The sequence below is a fragment of the Brevibacillus sp. LEMMJ03 genome, assembly GCF_007197875.1.
In the GTDB taxonomy this organism is placed as follows: Bacteria; Bacillota; Bacilli; order Brevibacillales; family Brevibacillaceae; genus Brevibacillus; species Brevibacillus thermoruber.
Genome location: NZ_VKJN01000009.1, coordinates 100,773 through 117,132, shown reverse-complemented (window position 1 = coordinate 117,132; position 16,360 = coordinate 100,773). Strand labels below are relative to the sequence as shown.

The following is a 16,360-nucleotide window of genomic DNA, read 5'->3' as shown; positions in this document are numbered from 1 at the left end:
GAAACGGCAAGAAATCGGAAAAGGAAAGGTTTGAAGGGCACGGCGTGGGGCAAACGGCAAAAGAGCGCACCCGCCCCACCACCGAAGCAGGCGAATGCGCTTTGTCGTCTCCAATCCTGGCCAACCGCCTGCGGGAAAAGGGCATCCTCCGCCCGCCCAACGCGGGGGCAGGCGAGGAAAGTGCGGCGGCTTCCTACTTGCTGAACAGCCCTTTGATCACAAACGCCACGTTGGCCGGACGCTCGGCCAGACGGCGCATGAAGTATCCGTACCAGTCGTTGCCGTACGGCACGTAGACGCGCATCTTGTACCCCTCGCGCGCCAGCTCCACCTGCGACTGCGGACGGATGCCGTACAGCATCTGGAACTCAAACTGCGTACGCGGAATGTTGTACTCTTTTTCCAATTGCTTGACGTAGGCAATGATGTTGTCGTCGTGCGTTGCGATCGCGGCGTAGCAGCCGTTCAGCAGGTGCTGCTTGATGATCTTCTTGTAGTTCTCGTCCACGTCCGCCTTGTTCGGGAAGGCCACTTCCGGGGACTCCTTGTACGCCCCTTTGACCAGCCGCAGGTTGACCTTCTTCTCTTTCAGCTTTTCGATGTCATCGGCAGACTTGTACAGGTAGGCCTGGATGACGGTGCCCACGTTGTCGTAGTCCTGCAGGAGTTCGTCCAGGATCTCCAGCGTCACTTCGTTGTGGGCGTAGTCCTCCATGTCAATCCGCACGAAAATGTTGCCGTTTTTCTTGGCCGCGTCCAGAATCCGCCGCATGTTGTTCATGCACAGCTCGCGGCTGATGTCCAGGCCGAGCTGGGTCATTTTCAGCGACAGGTTGCAGTCCACGCCGGATTGGTGAATCGCTTCCAGCGTTTTGATGCAGTAGTCTGCCGACTCGTTGGCCTCTTCCACGCTGTAGACGAATTCGCCCAGGTGGTCCAGCGTGCAGACGAGCCCCTTTTGGTTCAACTGGCGAACGGTGCTGATCGCTTCGGCAATCGTTTCACCGGCGACGACGCGGCTCGCTCCGAACCGCAGGCCCCACTTTTTCGCCGCAGCGTTCAGCGTCTTGTTTTTGGACAGGAACAGGAAAAAGTCTTTCATGAGTTGTTCCATGGGAAATCGGTCTCCTCCTCAACATGCATCTGTGTCCATCTTCCTAGCAGAAATCGTGCCAAACAGGACGAACAGGGCAGAAGCCGGCCATTCTGCTGGCTGCCGAACAGGAAATTACACACATATGTACAGATTGTGTCCATTCTTGTACACTTTTGATTACACGGTACACACCACCCATCCGGTGTTTGGTCTGTACCATGCGTGTACTTCTAGTTTGGTTAGGAAGTGGTTTTTTGAAACCGTTATTTTCTCTCGATTGTCCATTGGCTTCCCTGGCCGTGCCGATCGGCTCCGCTGCTGTCAGTATACGTGCCGGCGAAACGGAAGGTGTGCTTCGCGTCGACGGTCGCGACGCTGCCGTTCTCGCCGTCCCGGAGACGGAGACGCTGCGGGAGGCGGGTGAACGGCTGCTTGCCTGGGGGCGCCCCTCTGTGCCCGATCTGGTGACGCTCAACGAGGCGGGCACGCCCTCCGGCCTGGTGACCGCCCATCGGCTGTTCGGCGCTTTCGTCACGCTGGCGCAAAACCAGTCCGCCCTGCTGCACACGCTGCTGGACACGATGAGCGAGGCCATCACGATCGTCGATACGCACAACGTGGTCCAGTACTGGAACAAGGCGGCCGAGAACATTTACGAAATCGACCGGGCGCAGGTGGTCGGCACGCCGCTGGACGCCCATTTCGACAGCGAGTCGATCCGCCTCCTGGACGCGCTCAAGCAGGGCACCTCGGTGCAGCGGGTCTACCACATCCCCCGGCCGGACCGGCACGTGCTGATCAATGCCGCCCCGATCCGGCAGGAAGGGGACATTATCGGGGCCATTTCCATCGAACAGGATATTACCGAACTGGTGCGGCTCAACGAAGAACTGGCCCACACCACCGCCCACCTGCACAACCTGCAGCAGGAGATGAGCCGGTTTCAGGCGGCCGACGACCCGTTTTTCACGATCAAGGGACATTCCGCCGCCATTCAGTCGGCCATCCAATCGGCGCGCAAGGTGGCTCAGACGGATGCCACCGTCCTCATCTATGGCGAGAGCGGCGTGGGCAAGGAACTGTTCGCCCAGGCCATCCACCAGGCCAGCCGGCGGCGGGAGAAGCCGTTTATCGCCATCAACTGCGGGGCCATCCCGGCCGCGCTGTTTGAGAGCGAGCTGTTCGGCTACCAGGGCGGGGCGTTTACCGGAGCGGAGAAAAAGGGAAAGCCCGGCAAGCTGGAACTGGCCCACGGCGGAACGCTGTTTTTGGACGAAATCGGCGAACTCCCGCTGGAACTGCAGGTCAAGCTGCTGCGCGCCCTGCAGGAGCGGCAGTTTTACCGCGTGGGCGGCACCGAGCCGATCACCGTCAACACCCGGATCGTTGCCGCCACCAATCGCCAGTTGGAACACATGGTGGCGGAGGGCCGGTTTCGCGAAGACCTCTACTACCGGCTGAACGTCTTTACGCTGGAGATTCCGCCGCTGCGGGAGCGGCGCGAGGACATTCCCGAGTTGGTGCAGATGTTCCTGCACGAGTACGCCATCGCCAACGAGCAGCCCGTCCCGCGCATCGCTCCGGAAGTGATGCACGCCCTGATTGACTACGCCTGGCCGGGCAACATCCGGCAGCTTCGCAACGTGATCGAGCGCCTGTCCATCCTGCAGGAAGGGGGCGTCATTCTGCCGGAGCACCTGCCTTCCGCCATCCGCACCCGGACGATGGCGCCGCCGCCCGCCGTGCTGCCGCTGACACCCCCGTACGCGCCCGTTCCCCACGCTTCACCGGCGGGCTACGCGTTCGCCCCGGACCCGGCCCTGTCGGAGCGGGAGCGCATCCTGTCCGCGCTGGACCGCACCTACGGAAACAAAAAGGCGGCGGCCGACCTGCTCGGCATCTCGCGCGGCACGCTGTACAACAAAATGAGAAAGTACGGGATCAGCCATGAGCGGTGAGCGGACGCTTCTGCAATTCCAACCGGACGCGTGCACGGTTTCCCGCGGCGGCGAAACCATCCGCCTGCTGGAACTGTACCACGGCATGGGAATGGGGGCGGCGCTGCAGACGCTCTCCGCTCACCGGGACGTGCTCGGCATCGAGCTGGACCCGTTTTACGCCGTCTACATCCGCTTTGTCTGGGGCGATTTTGCCTGGTTTGTGGAGACATCGTCCATCCCGTTTGAGGAAAAGCTGTTCTACCTGCTGCACATCTTTTCCATGGTGCAGAAGAACCCACGGGAGTCGCTGCAGCTGTTCGAGCGGGTGCGGTCTGAGCCGGACCGCCTTCCCCCGCGGTGGCGGGACGAGCTGGAGATCAACGTGATCGGTCTGTACCTGGAAACGGGCCAGTGGGACAAAGCGGAGCGGCAGATGGCCAAAGCCGAAGGGATCGTCGCCCGGCTTGATTCGGACAGCTTTACGCTGATTCTCCGGTACAAACAGATCCTCTACGCGCTGCTGCGGGACCGATTGGCGGAGGCGGAACAGCTCATCCGCCGGTCGGAAGAGCAGCTCAGCCGCATCCCGATGCAGCGGGAGCTGGGCTCGCTCACCCTGCTCAAAGGGATGTGCATGTACCGCCGCGCCGAACAACAACAGGCCAGGCAGTTGGTGGAGGAGGGCATGGAGGTCCTGCGCGCCTCCAGGTTTGTCCCGCATTTCATCTACGGGGTTCGCCTCGTGCTCTTTTTTCTGGACACCTTCGGCTGGGACGCGGAATGGCAGCACAAATACAGCACGCTCTGGGAGGAGCTGGCGGCCGAGTACCGCTTTGACTACCTGGCCCGCTCCATTCCCGCGCTGGTCCAACGGCCTTTCTGATACACCTCTGACAATTCCCCCTTACCCTGGAAGGGAACGAAAGGGGGAATTGTTGTTGCTTTGGAACAACCGCGTGTTTATCCGGATGTTCGCCGCGTACAGCCTGTCGACCCTGGGCGACTGGTTTGATTTTATCGCCGTCACGATGCTGCTCGGGTACGTCTGCCAGGCCGATCCGATGCTGATGGCACTGCTGCCGCTGGTGTACGCCGGTCCGGGGCTTGTCCTGGGACAGGTGGCGGGCTTTTTGCCGACCGGCGGAACAAGCTGCGCCTGATGATCGCCACGGACCTCTGCCGGGCGCTGCTTACCGCGGCGGCCGTCTTCGCTCCCGATCCCGCCTGGCTGTTCGGGGTGATGCTGCTGCGCTCCTGTGCCATGGCCGTCAATGCCCCGGCCCAGCAGGCGCTGACGCGTCACGTCGTCCCCCCGGAACAGCTGTTGCGGGCAGCATCGCTCAACGGCACCGCCTATCAACTGGGCAAACTGCTGGGCCCGCTGCTGGGCGGAACCATGGCCGCCTTCGTCTCCCCGTCCGCCTGCCTGATCGTCAACGCCTGCAGCTTTCTGCTGTCCGCCGCCATTCTCTCCTCCGCCGGAAACGTGGAGGAAGCACGGCCGACAGCCGCAGCGCAGGAGGAGCGGTCCGGCTTCGGCGAATCGTGGAAGGAAGGATGGCAGATCCTTATTCGCAGCCGCGTGCTGTTTGCGAGCACGCTCTATTCCCTGATCGCCCTGATGGCCGTCCAGTTGGTGGATGCCCAGTTCGTGGTCATTTTGCGGGAAAAAGCGCCTGCCCATCCGGAGCTGCTCGGCTGGAAAACCAGCGCGATCGGCTTGGGGGCGCTGCTGACGGTGACCGGGCTCGGCCGGTTTCGCGAGATCACTGCGTACGGCTGGGTGCTGGGGGGAGGGGTGCTGCTGATCGGGGGAGCATTTGCCTGGCTGGGGCTGTACCGGCCGGGGTCCGGGATTCACTGGCTGTTGATCGCAGCCTTTCTCGCCGGCGTTGGCACCGGTCTCACCTCAGTCGGCTCTGCCTACCTGCGGCAAAAGGAAACGCCCAAAGAAGCGATTGGGCGTGTGATGGGCATTTTCGATTCGTTGACGAGCGCGATCTTCATCGCCGCCCCGCTGCTGGGCGGTTTGCTGATCACCGCCTGGGGCGCCAGCCTGTCGTTTCAACGGATCGGCTTCCTGATCGCGGCGATTGGGGCGGCAGGCATTCTGCTGCAGCGGGTCATCTGGGGACGCCGCCGCACCGAGGCGGCTAGCGTCCAGGTCTCAGCCGAATGATGCGGTCGTCTCCGGGCCTAGGGTCACCGCGTCCATCCCGGTTGCTGGTCAGGAGGTAGAGCGAACCGTCCGGCCCTTCCACGACATCGCGAAGCCGACCGTATTTATTTTGGTAAAAAACGGAAAACGATTGGACGGCAGAGGGGTTCCCCGGGTCCAGGGCGACGTTCAGGATTTGTTCGCCGCGCAAATTGGCGACCAGCAGCCGCCCTTGCCACGGCCCTCTGGTGACAAATGTCATTCCCGCAGGGGCCCAGGTGGTGTCGCCGCTGTGCAGGATCGGCGCTTTCATGCCGGCGGCCTGCTGATCCCCCTGGATGACCGGCCAGCCGTAGTTGCCCCCCGGCTCGATCAGGTTGATCTCGTCGTGGGCAAAGGGGCCGTGCTCCGAACTGTACATGCCGCCATGGGACGGACTCCAGCCGATCCCCTGCGGATTGCGGTGCCCCCAACTGTACACCGGTGATTGCGGAAACGGATTGTCTGCCGGTATCGTGCCGTCCAGGTTGAGGCGCAGGATTTTCCCCGCCAGACTGGAGCGGTCCTGGGCCCGATCCGGGACGCGCGCATCGCCGGTGGTGACGTACAGCCGACGGTCCGGTCCGATTTTCAGTCGTCCGCCGTTGTGAATGACGCTCCCCGGAATCCTGTCGATCAGCACCTTGTCTACCCGCGCCCGATTGTTCTCCTCCCGCAGCCGCACGACACGGTTGTACGTGCTGCCTCCCTGGCGATAGGTGTGGTACACGTACAGCCAGTGGTTCGCGGCAAAATCCGGATCGACGACCAGCCCCAACAGCCCGCCTTCCCCTTCGCTTATGAACGGCGCGGGAAAGGTAATGAGCGGTTCCGGAAGCAGCCTACCCTGCTGGATCACGCGCACGCTCCCCGGCCGCTCGGTAAAAAAGATGCGCCCGTCCGGGGCAACGTCCAGCGCCCAGGGCACATTCAGGTTGTCCGCCAGCGTCTCCGGCGTGTACGGCACCTCCTCGTCCGCCAGCACTGTCGGACGGGGAGCCGCGACGACCGGTTCCGCCGCCGGACTCTCCTGCCGTTCCACGCTGTTTGCCTCACACCCGCCGGCGGCCGTCAAGGCGAGAGCCGCAGCGGCGGCCATCATCCACTTCCTCATCTCATCCCTCCGACATCCATCTTTTCTGTCAGTTTGGTCATTTCGGCCCCTGTTCAAACGGCGGTCAGGATGACTCTCCCACTCCTGCAGGCTTTTTTCTACTTTTATCCAGTTTTTTCTGCTACGCTCCCTTTCGGAAGGAGCGTGATTCCATGGTGCATTCCTGCTTCTACTTGGTGCGGAAAAGTCGTCTTCCCCGCTACACGCGCAAATTTATCCGCTTTCGGATTCCGTTTGTGCTGGAAGAGACACACCGCATCATCAGCATCCCAGACGGCTATGTGGCCCTGGTGTTTCCGGATTTGCCCGCACGCCAATACCAGCTTGTTTTCCGGACGTTTGGCTATGACGGCCTTCCTTATCTGCATGTGTAATGACCTCGCTCTCGGAAAGGAGGTGATTGCCATGACGAAGCATCTGTACTTTTCCGTTCGTCTCCAGGACGCGGTGCACTTCATCCGGGTATTGACCAGCCACGGCATTACGCGTTACCATCTGGAGCCGCACGATGAACATGTCGCCTTTGTGTTCCGCAGCGTTTCTGCTGTCCGGTACACCATGCTCCGACATGTCTTTGGTGCAGATGGCAAGTCCCGTCAAAGCCGTTGACAAGCGGGCCGGCGTTCCCATGAGGGGGCGCCGGCCTCCTTACCTTCTCCCCCAAGCAGCAGCACAGAAAAAAATTGGTTCCCTGCAGAACCAATTTGCATTCGGCTATTCCGGTTGAATCATCCTCCGTTCCGCCAACTGCCGCTGCAGCAGGTACTTGCGCAAGGTGTGGAAATACCTGGAGCTGATGCCGACAATTTTGCAGCCGTAGAAGTAATGCGGTCCCTCGACACGCTCGTGGATCACCTGCAGGTCAGCCTGTACGATGCCGTCGGCGCGATTGCGGCCGTACAGCTCCACGTAGAAGAACAGCTTCCGTTCGTCGGGAACGGGCTTGTTGGTGCGGATCGCCAATCCCCCCAGGCTCAGGTTGACGAGATCCACCTTTTGATAGGAAAAGGCATTGGCCGCGGCAGGATCAACGGACTGATACTGGATCCAGCCCTGGACGTCCATGTCAAACCGCGGATAGCGGCGGCGCTGCTCGCGAAATTCCAAGACGGTCGGCGAGTGGAACAAAAAGAGGCGATTGCGTTCTTTGGCCAGCACCACCGCCTCAAAATTGCTGATGGTGTCGTAATTGCTGGTTCGCAAACAAGGCAGTTGGTCCCCCACCGTCACTTCCACCTGGTCGGGAAAGACGGCCTCGATGAGGTCGCCCTCTTCATAGGTAACGCTGCCTTCAAACAATTGCTTGCCTTTTCGAATTTGCAAGATGCTTTCCATCTGCAGTCTCCACCACTTCACACAAAAATTTGCCGGCTTTTCCGGAATGACTTCACGCGATCGTTTTCACGGAAAATGAGGTATAATGGGAACATTGACAGATAGGAGGTTACAGAACCAATGAGTCGTTATCAATGGATTACATTGGCGTTGGCACTTGCCGTGGCCGCATGCTTCATCGGGGTAGGCGTGGCCATCGGCGAACGCAGTTGGCTCGGCGTGGTCGGCGGAATCGTCGGGGCTTGCGTCCTGATGGGACTCGGCTTTTCCTACAAGCGCAAACACATGCGCTGACCCTCCAGCCTCAGCGCCGAACGAGCAGGCTGTTCACGTAAAACAGCACGGAAGGCAACCCCTTGGCCTGTTTCAACAGCTCTCTGGCAATGGTGTAAATGTGCGGCTGGCTCCGGTTTACCTTGCGATCGGCGAGGTAAAAGGCGACCAATCCGTCCACGATCATACGGTGAAACGCAGGATTGGGCAAGCGGTCGACGCTTGCCTTTGCTTGTTGAATAAAGTACCGCATTCGCTCCGTCGCTTCCTGCTCCGAGGCGTAATAGCTGACAAAGTTGAGATCTCCGCCCAACCGGTCCTCTTCCAGGTCGATCAGGTAATCCAGCAGGATGTGCAGCCCGCACACCCACGGAAAGTAGGCCGCGTTGACCGCCTCGATCTCTTCGTCCCGGATGTGCGGCTCCGTCGCCAGGCAAAACAGGGCAAAGATGCCGATCGTCGATCCTGTAACGGCGGCAAACTCCTGCCAGTACAGATCCCGGTGCCGATCCTTGTGCTCGTCCCACCAGGCGAGCAGCCGTTTCTCCCGCTGATCGTGGGCGATGTGCTTGTACACCTGCAGGTCGCTGTAAAGGCAGGACAGCTCCAGCACGCGCGGCATGATTTTGCCGTAGCCGGGAAGCTGCCCGGCATGGCGCTGGCTGGTCAGCACGAGGTCGGCCAAAAAGCCCCCGTCGTCCTTTTCCTTGCGAAACCGGTAGTAATCCCGCAGCGGAGCGCCGGGCGTCAGGGCGTCCTGCATGGACAGGTGAAGCTGCCGGAAGTCTTCGGGATCAAGCGACGTGCTGCGGTCGCAGAGATTGTCCAGGTAATCGCTGATGGTTTGGTAGGCTACGATAAGCGGTACGACGACCTCGACGTGAGGGACCACCTGAGCGGCGTAGACGGATCCTCCCTCGCAGTGGAATTTCTTGCTCTCCATGCTGGACAGCGCCTGCTTGCGGAGTTCCGGGTCCGGAATCGCCTGCGCCCGCCGGTACCAGGCGGCGAACTCCCGCTCCAGCACAGGCCGGACATGGCGGTAGATCCTGTACAGCAGCTGCCACGGTTGTCGTAGTTCCCTCACGTCATTCCCTCCTTACACACATAGCACTATCTTACCACAAATGCCCTCTCTTCTCCTCATTGTTGCCCCGTGCATGCCAAATTCTTCACACCTTCCGAAAAGAAGGGGAACACCTCCTGCCGGAGCCATCTGTCACCAGGCTTGAAAGGGGGAAGGAACGTCATGAGGTGATCGCCAAACGCTATCCGATCAGCCGTTTTGCTTCCAGATAAAGCACCAGGATGAATTTTTTCGCGTTGATCCGGATGGACGACGGAGCCGGTTCGATCCGGGTCTCCAGCTCCATCATCCGTTTGCGCACTTCGGTAAAGTCAAAAAAGGTGGTCGCGTAGCTTTCAAACTTCGGATGGGAATAGTCCGTCAACCCGAGCGACGCGAGGTGGGTCAGCGCCTGATAGATCGCCCGGCGCACCCGCTGCTCCGCGGCCTTTACCTCTTTTTGCACGTCGGCGGCCGCCGCCTGCCGGCCCAATTTCTCCACGGCCACGCTGGCAAAGATGTCTTTCAGCGCGGGAAACCTGTAGTCGCCGGCCTCTTCCTTTTCCAACCGGTACAGGTAGTCCAGCATGTCCAGCAAATCCTTGCTGCCGCTCTCCCCGATCATCCCCAATTCCGTCAGCAGGAATTTGCCCGCCGTGCGGATCGTCTTTTCCCGCAATGGCTGCTCCTTTCGCTCGCCGCCCGCACCTCCGGTCAACACGCTGAGCGATCGCTGGATGCCCTCGATGGAGCGCTGCAGCAGGATGCGCTCCCGCACCTTTTGCAGGACGCTGATCACCTCCAGTCGGTTGATCGGCTTGGTGATGTAGTATTCGATTCCCTGGGAGTACGCTTCCGCGATCATGTCCTTGGATTCAACCTGTGAAATCATGACGACGCGGCCGGAAAAGCCGGCCAGGTGCCGAACCGTCTCAATCCCGTCGCGGTTCGGCATCAACAGGTCGATCAGCAGGATGTCGACTCCCTTCAGTTCCAGGTAGTTTTTGTCGATCCGCGAACCGTCCTCCGCCTCTCCGGCCACTTCCCCCAGATCAGCGTCCTCGATGATGTGAGCCAGCATCGAACGGATGGCCGGATCGTCATCGGCAATGAAATAGCGCATGTCATCATCCTTTCTGCACAAGATGGGCGACCGGCAGGCGAATGATGAAGACAGCGGCGTACCCGTCCGTGTTTTCGCAGATCTCGACGTGCCCCTGCAGGGTTTCCGCCACTTCCCTGACATACGAGAGCCCGATCCCGGTGGACGGTTGGCCCGACACGTCGAACTTGGTGGTAAACCCGGGCTTGAACAGCAGTTCCTTGTCCTTGACGGCGATCCCCGGTCCGTCGTCGCCGACCGCAAACCGCAGCCACTCCTGCCTCTCGTCCAAAGTGGCGGAGACGGCAACCGTACCGCGCTCCCGGATCGCTTCCACGGCGTTGGCGACAAGGTTGTTCACCAACGACAGGGTCGTGTAGATGTGGCAGGGCAGTTCGGGCGCGTCCACGCGAGCCTCAAAGCGGATGTCCTTGCCCAGCAGGCGGGCGTACTTTTCGTTGGCGCGGACGATGATGCGGATTAGTTCTCCCAGCGGCAGGTAGTCCTTAGCGTTTTCGTCGGAAATCAGCTTGGACAGACCGGCGTAAATCCGCTGGTTGTCCTTTTTCACCTCGTGCACCTGCCCGGCGATGCGCAGCGCCTGCCGGGCGAAGGCCTCGCCGTTCTCGTCGCGGGCGCTGTCCTTCATTCGGCGGTACAGATCGTAACACTCCCGCGTGATCTCCTCCACCTGCCGCAAGGTTTTTTTCAGATGAACCGACTCCTCGTACAGGCTGGCGATCAGCATCAGCATGCGCTCGCTGCGGATGCGCTGCTGCTCCTCCATCCACTTGGCCTGGCGGAGCTGGATCACGTTGAAAAAGCTGAGCACGAAAAAGCTGCGAATCAGCGCGATCGCCGACACCGGCCAGATCACCGAAAGCTGAAGCACCGCCTCCCACGACGACGCGCGAAACAAGAGCTCCACCAGGTTGCCCCCTATCTCCGCCAGCGTCGCCAGCCCGCCGACCAAAAGCGGCCGGTGATGCCGCTCGTTGACGCGAAACAGCGAGAAGAGACAGGAATACGTCACGTAAAAGAAAAAGGCGGGCAGGTGCATGTGGATCGACGCAAGCAAGTCAAAGCGCTCGGACCCCAACCAGTCGAGCCCCACCCGGAACAGCACCACCAGGCAGCCGGTCAGCGGTCCGCTCACATACGCCGGGATCTTGCGCAGCCACAGCAGGAAAAAGAAAAAGGCGGTCGTGCCAAAACTCACGCGAAAATCGTCCTGAAACGGGTGAAATTTCAACTCGCCTGCGATCGGCACGGCAATCAGCATCAGCATGAGGATGTATACGCTTTCTCTCATCGGTTTCCGCTTTCGTTTCAAGAAGGTTTCGACATTATTTTATATTTTACTATATTCTTCTATAGATTTTTGTAGTTTTTTGTAGGTATGCGCTTACACTGACCAGGAGTATAGTCCCTTATTTTCCGTAGAAATATTGTATTATTGCGAAAAAAGGGTACTATAGGATATGTATGATTATTTACATAAGGGGGAATTTTCATGAAAAAGCGCAGTCTGCTTCTCTCTCTGACGCTGCTCGTAACAATGTCGCTCATGACGGCATGTGGCAGCGGCGGAAACAATGCGCAAGGGGGCCAGGGCGGCAATTCCGGCGGCGGCAGCAGCGATCCGAGCCAACTGATCATCGCGACCGGCGGCACCGGCGGCACCTACTATCCGCTTGGCGGGGGCATGGCTGATCTCATCGGAAAAAACGCCGGCGTAACGGCGACAGCCCAAGCCACCGGCGCTTCGGCAGAAAACATCCGCCTCATCCGCGACAAGAAAGCCGATATTGCTTTTGTCCAAAACGACATTGCCGAGTACGCAAGCAAAGGCACCAACATGTTCGCACAAGACGGCAAAATCGATTCGTTCCAGGCGATGGGCGCCCTCTACAACGAGACCATTCAGATCGTCGTCTCCAAAGACAGCAACATCAACAGCGTCGCCGACCTGAAAGGCAAGCGCGTCTCCGTCGGCTCTCCGGGCAGCGGAACGGAAATGAACGCCCAGCAAATCCTGGAGGCGTACGGCCTGACCTTTGACGATCTGAAGCTGCAGCGCCTCTCCTTTGCCGACTCCGCGAAAGCCATTCAGGACGGCCAATTGGACGCCGCGTTCCAGACGGCCGGCACGCCGACCGCAGCCATCACCGAGCTGGCTGCCACCACAGGCGTGAGAATCATTCCGGTTGACGCGGACAAGATTGACGCGCTGATCCAGAAGTATCCGTTCTACGTGAAAACGACGATCCCGGCCAACACCTACCAGACCGTACCGGAAGAAATCACCACCGTCTCCGTCAAGTCGATGCTCGTCGTCCGCTCCGACCTGAGCGAAGACCTGGTGTACAAGGTAACCAAGGCAATCTTTGAAAACACCGACAAACTGGGTCATGCCAAGGCAAAGGAAATCAAGATCGAAGACGCGCTGAAAGGCGTCAGCCTGCCGGTACACCCGGGCGCGAAAAAGTTCTTTGACGAAAAAGGCGTAAAGTAAGACCCCATGTTTCTGCGCAAACAGGTAGGAACCGGGAAAGGGCGGACGTCGTTCCGCCTTTTCTCCTTCCTTCTTTTGACCGCTGTCATTCTGGTGGCTCTCATCCCCATGTTCCCCGCTCTGGTCGTTCGCGACACGGAGACAAACCGGCCGGTTTGGAGCGGCCGAATCGCTGAAAACGGCACATTTGCCATACGCTGGACTCATTCCATCAACCGCACGCCCGTCGTGGAGACGTACCGCGTCCGAAACGGGCAGATCATTCTATCCGAACTGACCTTTCAGGATTACGGGATCGGCATGGAAAGCCAACTGGCTCCCGGTGAACACCTGATCAGCCGTGACGGTCTGTTTCGCATCGTCAACATGAACCGCGCCTTCCCCGCCCTCCATCTGTTCATCGGGCAGGTGAGGGCTCATCATACACTGCTGTTCGCCGGACGGGAAATACCGCTCGCCGACGTGGACAACCCTGGCGCGGCGGTAACCATCCGGGTGGAGAAGCGTTCCATCTTGCAAGCGATTGGAGGGTACTAGATGAGCACGCAACACATGAGTCAACAAGAAATGGAACAGTTGATTGCGCAGTACGACAAGGAATCCGCCGTGCGCCAACTGTCCGGCCCGATGAAGTGGATCACCTTCGTCCTGCTGGTTCTGTTTTCCGTCTACCAACTGTCCAGTTCGCTCTTTTTTACACTGCCGCCGCAGATTCACCGCCCCATCCACCTGGCGTTTGGCCTGGGGCTGGTCTTTCTGCTCTACGCCGGCCGCTCCAAGGGAAACAACAGCGGCAAAGTAGGGATCGTCAACATCATCCTGTCCATCGTCGCCGTCCTGGTATCGCTCTACTGGGTCATCGATTACGACGGGCTGGTGATGCGTACGGGGAACTACACCACGCTCGACCTGGTGATCGGGGGCATTGCGATTCTCCTGGTGCTGGAGGCGTCCCGCCGCGTCGTGGGCCTGCCGATCTCCATCATCGCCTCCCTCTTTTTGCTGTACACCTACTTCGGCCCGTACATGCCCGGCTTTTTGGAACACCGCGGCAACGACGTCGACCGAATCATCGGCCATTCCTACTACACGCTGGAGGGGATTCTCGGCACGCCGCTCGGGGTGTCGTCTACGTTTATCTTCCTGTTTATCCTGTTTGGCGCCTTCCTGGAAAAGACCGGCGTCGGCGAATACTTTAACGATTTGTCGCTCGTGATCGCCGGACGCCGCATCGGCGGACCGGCAAAGGTGGCCGTCTTCTCCAGCGCCCTGCAGGGAACGATCAGCGGAAGCTCCGTCGCCAACGTGGTGACGTCCGGTGCCTTCACCATTCCGATGATGAAACGCCTGGGTTACCGTTCCGAGTTTGCCGCCGCCGTCGAAGCATCGTCTTCCACCGGCGGACAGATCATGCCGCCGGTCATGGGCGCCGCCGCCTTCCTGATGGCGGAGTTCATCAACGTTCCGTACCTGGAGATTGCCAAATCGGCTGCGCTGCCGGCTATCCTGTTCTTCACCGGGATCTGGATCATGACGCACTTCGAAGCCAAGCGCCTCGGGCTGCGCGGCCTGTCCCCGGAAGAGCTGCCGGACAAAAAGGAAGTGCTAAAGAAGCTGTATCTGCTGCTGCCGATTCTGGTGATCATCGTCGTGCTGATGATGGGCGTCTCGGCAGAGCGCTCCGCGATCATCGGAATTGCGTCGACGGTCGTCGTCGGCGCGTTCCGCAAAGAGACGCGCATGTCGCTCGCGGACATCCTGGAAGCGTTCGCCTCCGGTGCCCGCACCGCTCTGGGCGTGGTGGCGGCAACGGCCTGCGCCGGCATTATCGTCGGGACGGTCACGCTGACCGGCATCGGGCTGAAACTGGCCAACGGCTTGATTGACCTGGCGGGCGGCATTCTGTTTCTCACCCTGTTCTTCACCATGATCGCGTCGCTGATCCTGGGGATGGGTACGCCGACCACGGCCAACTACATCATCACGTCGACGATCGCGGCTCCCGCCCTCATCCAGATGGGCGTGCCGGACATCGCCGCGCACATGTTCACCTTCTACTTCGGAATCGTCGCCGACATTACACCGCCGGTTGCGCTGGCGGCGTTCGCCGCGGCGGGTATCGCCAAATCAAAACCGATTCAGACCGGCGTGGAGTCGACAAGGCTGTCCATCGCGGCCTTTATGGCACCGTACATCTTCGTGCTGTCGCCGCAGCTGCTGTTGATCGACACCACGTTTTGGGAATCGGTGTGGGTGATGATCACCTCCACAATCGGCATGATCGGTGTAGGCGCCGGGCTGATCGGCTTCTGGATGTCGAAGCTGAATCCGCTGGAGCGTCTCCTGGCGATCGCGGGCGGCGTCCTGGCCGTGATTCCCGGGCTGGCCACCGACTTGTCAGGCTTTGCCCTGCTGGCGCTCGTGTTTGGTCTCTCCTATTACAAGGGGCGCAAGGAAAAGCAGCAGATTCAGGTTGCTTCGTAGCATGTGCCATACGGTTTCCTGAAGCCATTTCAGGCTGTCGATGCCATCTCGACAGCCTTTTTCTTTTTTTACGCGAAGCAGTCAAAAAAATAGCTCTCCTCTTATCCCAGACGGGCCAAGTCGGAGAGCTACATTTTTTTCATCACGTTGCATCAGTATTGTCCAATGGGGTGAATAAGGGTCTTGGATTTCCCTTCATGTTTCACGGGGTGGTTTGGCCAAATCGGAAGCTGAAAACGGTTAAACACAGCTTGTTACTCTAACATTTGCTCAAGAATTTTTTCACCTTTTTTATAAACGGATCCGTCGAGTGTAAATCGGTACAGAACCATCTTTTTGCTCTTGGTGTCATATATCCATAAAAACCTGCTGCCATCTTCCAAAGTGGAATGCAAGATGACAGCATCACCACTGGACAACGCCCCATCCTGAGCGAAGGGCGGCTCTGATAATTGCGGTTTTGTCTGAAGATGACCGATGATTTGTGTTGAAGTCCATTTTGTCACCTCTGCAAACGAAAGGATTCCGTAAACAACCGTCACTGTTAGTACAGAAAGTAAAATGCCTACCCATATTTGAAACCAGTTGCTTTTTATCATCTCAAATCCTCCTTTATTTGATGGGGAAAGCTAAAACAGCACCATAAACGGTGCTGTATCCCCCCTATCTTCTAAACCTTCATTTCCCTTTTTGCCTACTTCTCTTCCGGTTGGCCGTCAACAAACCATTCCTTACCGTTGTCGCCCGTCTTGGACTTCAATTCTATTTTCACTGATGTTTTGTCGTCCCCACGTTGGAAAAGGATCGTTGTTTGGGTTACATCCTTATCGACCAACAACAGAGTCTCATAGTCGCCAATCTTATGGTGAGACATTGCTTGATGCAATGCTTCCGTGTAGCTGACCTGTTCGCGCGTATCAAGTTTGTCCCAAATATGATGGTTGTCCGCATACTCTACCTGATCCAAGCCGTTTGTATCGATGTTGAATGCTGCAATGGCGGCATTCCAGGTTCTTTCCAGCAGCTTGTTTGTCTTCTCAGATCGATGATTCTTTATCTGGTCTTCCGGTTTGATTGTTTTGCTTTCCTTCTTTTGCGCATCCACATAGTAGGGTGCACTTCCCATTCCGACACCTGTGAGTATCGCCACGGTAAGCAGTGATGGAAAAACTGCCATGCGCTTTTTCAACGAAAAAACCTCCTCTTTTCTACCGCCCACCCACATTTCTGTATAGGCT

The 16,360-nt window shown here is 58.9% G+C and carries 18 protein-coding genes; 10 read left to right on the top strand and 8 right to left on the bottom strand.

The features are described from left to right. Positions 1 to 193: 193 nt before the first annotated feature. Positions 194 to 1,114, bottom strand: coding sequence for a proline dehydrogenase family protein (locus tag FOI68_RS13215; RefSeq protein ID WP_029100663.1), 921 nt, complete (start codon positions 1,112 to 1,114; stop codon positions 194 to 196). Positions 1,115 to 1,350: 236 nt separating this feature from the next. Here FOI68_RS13215 and FOI68_RS13210 point away from each other — a divergent pair, with 236 nt between their 5' ends. Genes FOI68_RS13210 through FOI68_RS13200 form a run of 4 tightly spaced genes read left to right on the top strand, consistent with a single transcriptional unit; the run spans position 1,351 to position 5,215 of the window. Continuing rightward, the gene (locus tag FOI68_RS13210; RefSeq protein WP_029100664.1) at positions 1,351 to 3,054 is read left to right on the top strand and encodes a sigma-54 interaction domain-containing protein; all 1,704 of its coding nucleotides are present in this window, start codon (positions 1,351 to 1,353) and stop codon (positions 3,052 to 3,054) included. Next, positions 3,044 to 3,919, top strand: a complete 876-nt coding sequence (locus FOI68_RS13205; protein WP_143863451.1) for a winged helix family transcriptional regulator — start codon at positions 3,044 to 3,046, stop codon at positions 3,917 to 3,919. Before FOI68_RS13210 ends, FOI68_RS13205 begins: the two co-directional genes overlap by 11 nt. 55 nt (positions 3,920 to 3,974) lie before the next feature. Further along, positions 3,975 to 4,196 (top strand): hypothetical protein, encoded by a 222-nt coding sequence (locus FOI68_RS23980; RefSeq protein WP_255433465.1) that lies wholly within the window; start codon positions 3,975 to 3,977, stop codon positions 4,194 to 4,196. After that, positions 4,196 to 5,215 carry an MFS transporter gene (locus tag FOI68_RS13200; protein ID WP_255433464.1) on the top strand — a complete coding sequence of 340 codons (1,020 nt, stop codon included), beginning with the start codon at positions 4,196 to 4,198 and terminating at the stop codon, positions 5,213 to 5,215. The genes FOI68_RS23980 and FOI68_RS13200 overlap by 1 nt, the downstream gene beginning before the upstream one ends. Here FOI68_RS13200 and FOI68_RS13195 read toward each other — a convergent pair. Then, complete coding sequence (locus FOI68_RS13195) at positions 5,190 to 6,347, bottom strand: PQQ-dependent sugar dehydrogenase (protein WP_143863450.1); 1,158 nt, start codon at positions 6,345 to 6,347, stop codon at positions 5,190 to 5,192. The genes FOI68_RS13200 and FOI68_RS13195 overlap by 26 nt on opposite strands. Before the next feature lie 152 nt (positions 6,348 to 6,499). Here FOI68_RS13195 and FOI68_RS13190 point away from each other — a divergent pair, with 152 nt between their 5' ends. After that, positions 6,500 to 6,721, top strand: coding sequence for a hypothetical protein (locus FOI68_RS13190; RefSeq protein WP_035290384.1), 222 nt, complete (start codon positions 6,500 to 6,502; stop codon positions 6,719 to 6,721). Positions 6,722 to 6,752: 31 nt separating this feature from the next. Next, a complete protein-coding gene (locus tag FOI68_RS13185; protein WP_035299077.1) occupies positions 6,753 to 6,956 on the top strand; it encodes a hypothetical protein in 204 nt (67 codons plus the stop codon). Positions 6,957 to 7,061: 105 nt separating this feature from the next. Here the strand turns inward: FOI68_RS13185 and FOI68_RS13180 are convergent, their stop codons facing one another. Then, a complete protein-coding gene (locus FOI68_RS13180; RefSeq protein ID WP_029100668.1) occupies positions 7,062 to 7,682 on the bottom strand; it encodes a PilZ domain-containing protein in 621 nt (206 codons plus the stop codon). Between the two features lie 120 nt (positions 7,683 to 7,802). On the opposite strand from FOI68_RS13180, the gene FOI68_RS23480 reads away from it, so the two are divergent. Continuing rightward, positions 7,803 to 7,976 carry a DUF5325 family protein gene (locus FOI68_RS23480; protein ID WP_029100669.1) on the top strand — a complete coding sequence of 58 codons (174 nt, stop codon included), beginning with the start codon at positions 7,803 to 7,805 and terminating at the stop codon, positions 7,974 to 7,976. Between the two features lie 10 nt (positions 7,977 to 7,986). Here FOI68_RS23480 and FOI68_RS13175 read toward each other — a convergent pair whose 3' ends face one another. From FOI68_RS13175 to FOI68_RS13165, 3 genes are all read right to left on the bottom strand, one after another. Beyond that, a complete protein-coding gene (locus FOI68_RS13175) occupies positions 7,987 to 9,042 on the bottom strand; it encodes a tetraprenyl-beta-curcumene synthase family protein (protein WP_029100670.1) in 1,056 nt (351 codons plus the stop codon). A gap of 181 nt (positions 9,043 to 9,223) precedes the next feature. After that, complete coding sequence (locus tag FOI68_RS13170; protein ID WP_143863449.1) at positions 9,224 to 10,144, bottom strand: response regulator; 921 nt, start codon at positions 10,142 to 10,144, stop codon at positions 9,224 to 9,226. Positions 10,145 to 10,148: 4 nt separating this feature from the next. Then, positions 10,149 to 11,435 (bottom strand): sensor histidine kinase, encoded by a 1,287-nt coding sequence (locus FOI68_RS13165; protein ID WP_143863448.1) that lies wholly within the window; start codon positions 11,433 to 11,435, stop codon positions 10,149 to 10,151. Between the two features lie 201 nt (positions 11,436 to 11,636). Between FOI68_RS13165 and FOI68_RS13160 the strand changes: the two genes are divergently transcribed. Genes FOI68_RS13160 through FOI68_RS13150 form a run of 3 tightly spaced genes read left to right on the top strand, consistent with a single transcriptional unit; the run spans position 11,637 to position 15,122 of the window. Further along, entirely contained in the window at positions 11,637 to 12,638 is a 1,002-nt protein-coding gene (locus FOI68_RS13160; protein ID WP_143863447.1) for a TAXI family TRAP transporter solute-binding subunit, read from the top strand. 6 nt (positions 12,639 to 12,644) lie between these two features. Next, entirely contained in the window at positions 12,645 to 13,175 is a 531-nt protein-coding gene (locus FOI68_RS13155) for a DUF1850 domain-containing protein (RefSeq protein ID WP_143863446.1), read from the top strand. Further along, positions 13,176 to 15,122, top strand: a complete 1,947-nt coding sequence (locus FOI68_RS13150) for a TRAP transporter permease (RefSeq protein WP_029100675.1) — start codon at positions 13,176 to 13,178, stop codon at positions 15,120 to 15,122. A gap of 254 nt (positions 15,123 to 15,376) precedes the next feature. Here the strand turns inward: FOI68_RS13150 and FOI68_RS13145 are convergent, their stop codons facing one another. Both FOI68_RS13145 and FOI68_RS13140 read right to left on the bottom strand, forming a co-directional pair. Continuing rightward, positions 15,377 to 15,721 (bottom strand): hypothetical protein, encoded by a 345-nt coding sequence (locus FOI68_RS13145; RefSeq protein ID WP_029100676.1) that lies wholly within the window; start codon positions 15,719 to 15,721, stop codon positions 15,377 to 15,379. Positions 15,722 to 15,816: 95 nt separating this feature from the next. Beyond that, positions 15,817 to 16,311, bottom strand: a complete 495-nt coding sequence (locus FOI68_RS13140; protein ID WP_143863445.1) for a hypothetical protein — start codon at positions 16,309 to 16,311, stop codon at positions 15,817 to 15,819. Positions 16,312 to 16,360 lie beyond the last annotated feature (49 nt).

Coding starts and splice junctions, on each gene's coding strand:
- FOI68_RS13215 (WP_029100663.1), bottom strand. CDS start 1,114: ATGGAACAACTCATGAAAGACTTTTTCCTGTTCCTGTCCAAAAACAAG.
- FOI68_RS13185 (WP_035299077.1), top strand. CDS start 6,753: ATGACGAAGCATCTGTACTTTTCCGTTCGTCTCCAGGACGCGGTGCAC.
- FOI68_RS13200 (WP_255433464.1), top strand. CDS start 4,196: ATGATCGCCACGGACCTCTGCCGGGCGCTGCTTACCGCGGCGGCCGTC.
- FOI68_RS23480 (WP_029100669.1), top strand. CDS start 7,803: ATGAGTCGTTATCAATGGATTACATTGGCGTTGGCACTTGCCGTGGCC.
- FOI68_RS13170 (WP_143863449.1), bottom strand. CDS start 10,144: ATGCGCTATTTCATTGCCGATGACGATCCGGCCATCCGTTCGATGCTG.
- FOI68_RS13150 (WP_029100675.1), top strand. CDS start 13,176: ATGAGCACGCAACACATGAGTCAACAAGAAATGGAACAGTTGATTGCG.
- FOI68_RS13180 (WP_029100668.1), bottom strand. CDS start 7,682: ATGGAAAGCATCTTGCAAATTCGAAAAGGCAAGCAATTGTTTGAAGGC.
- FOI68_RS13145 (WP_029100676.1), bottom strand. CDS start 15,721: ATGATAAAAAGCAACTGGTTTCAAATATGGGTAGGCATTTTACTTTCT.
- FOI68_RS13195 (WP_143863450.1), bottom strand. CDS start 6,347: ATGAGGAAGTGGATGATGGCCGCCGCTGCGGCTCTCGCCTTGACGGCC.
- FOI68_RS13165 (WP_143863448.1), bottom strand. CDS start 11,435: ATGAGAGAAAGCGTATACATCCTCATGCTGATGCTGATTGCCGTGCCG.
- FOI68_RS13190 (WP_035290384.1), top strand. CDS start 6,500: ATGGTGCATTCCTGCTTCTACTTGGTGCGGAAAAGTCGTCTTCCCCGC.
- FOI68_RS13160 (WP_143863447.1), top strand. CDS start 11,637: ATGAAAAAGCGCAGTCTGCTTCTCTCTCTGACGCTGCTCGTAACAATG.
- FOI68_RS13155 (WP_143863446.1), top strand. CDS start 12,645: ATGTTTCTGCGCAAACAGGTAGGAACCGGGAAAGGGCGGACGTCGTTC.
- FOI68_RS13205 (WP_143863451.1), top strand. CDS start 3,044: ATGAGCGGTGAGCGGACGCTTCTGCAATTCCAACCGGACGCGTGCACG.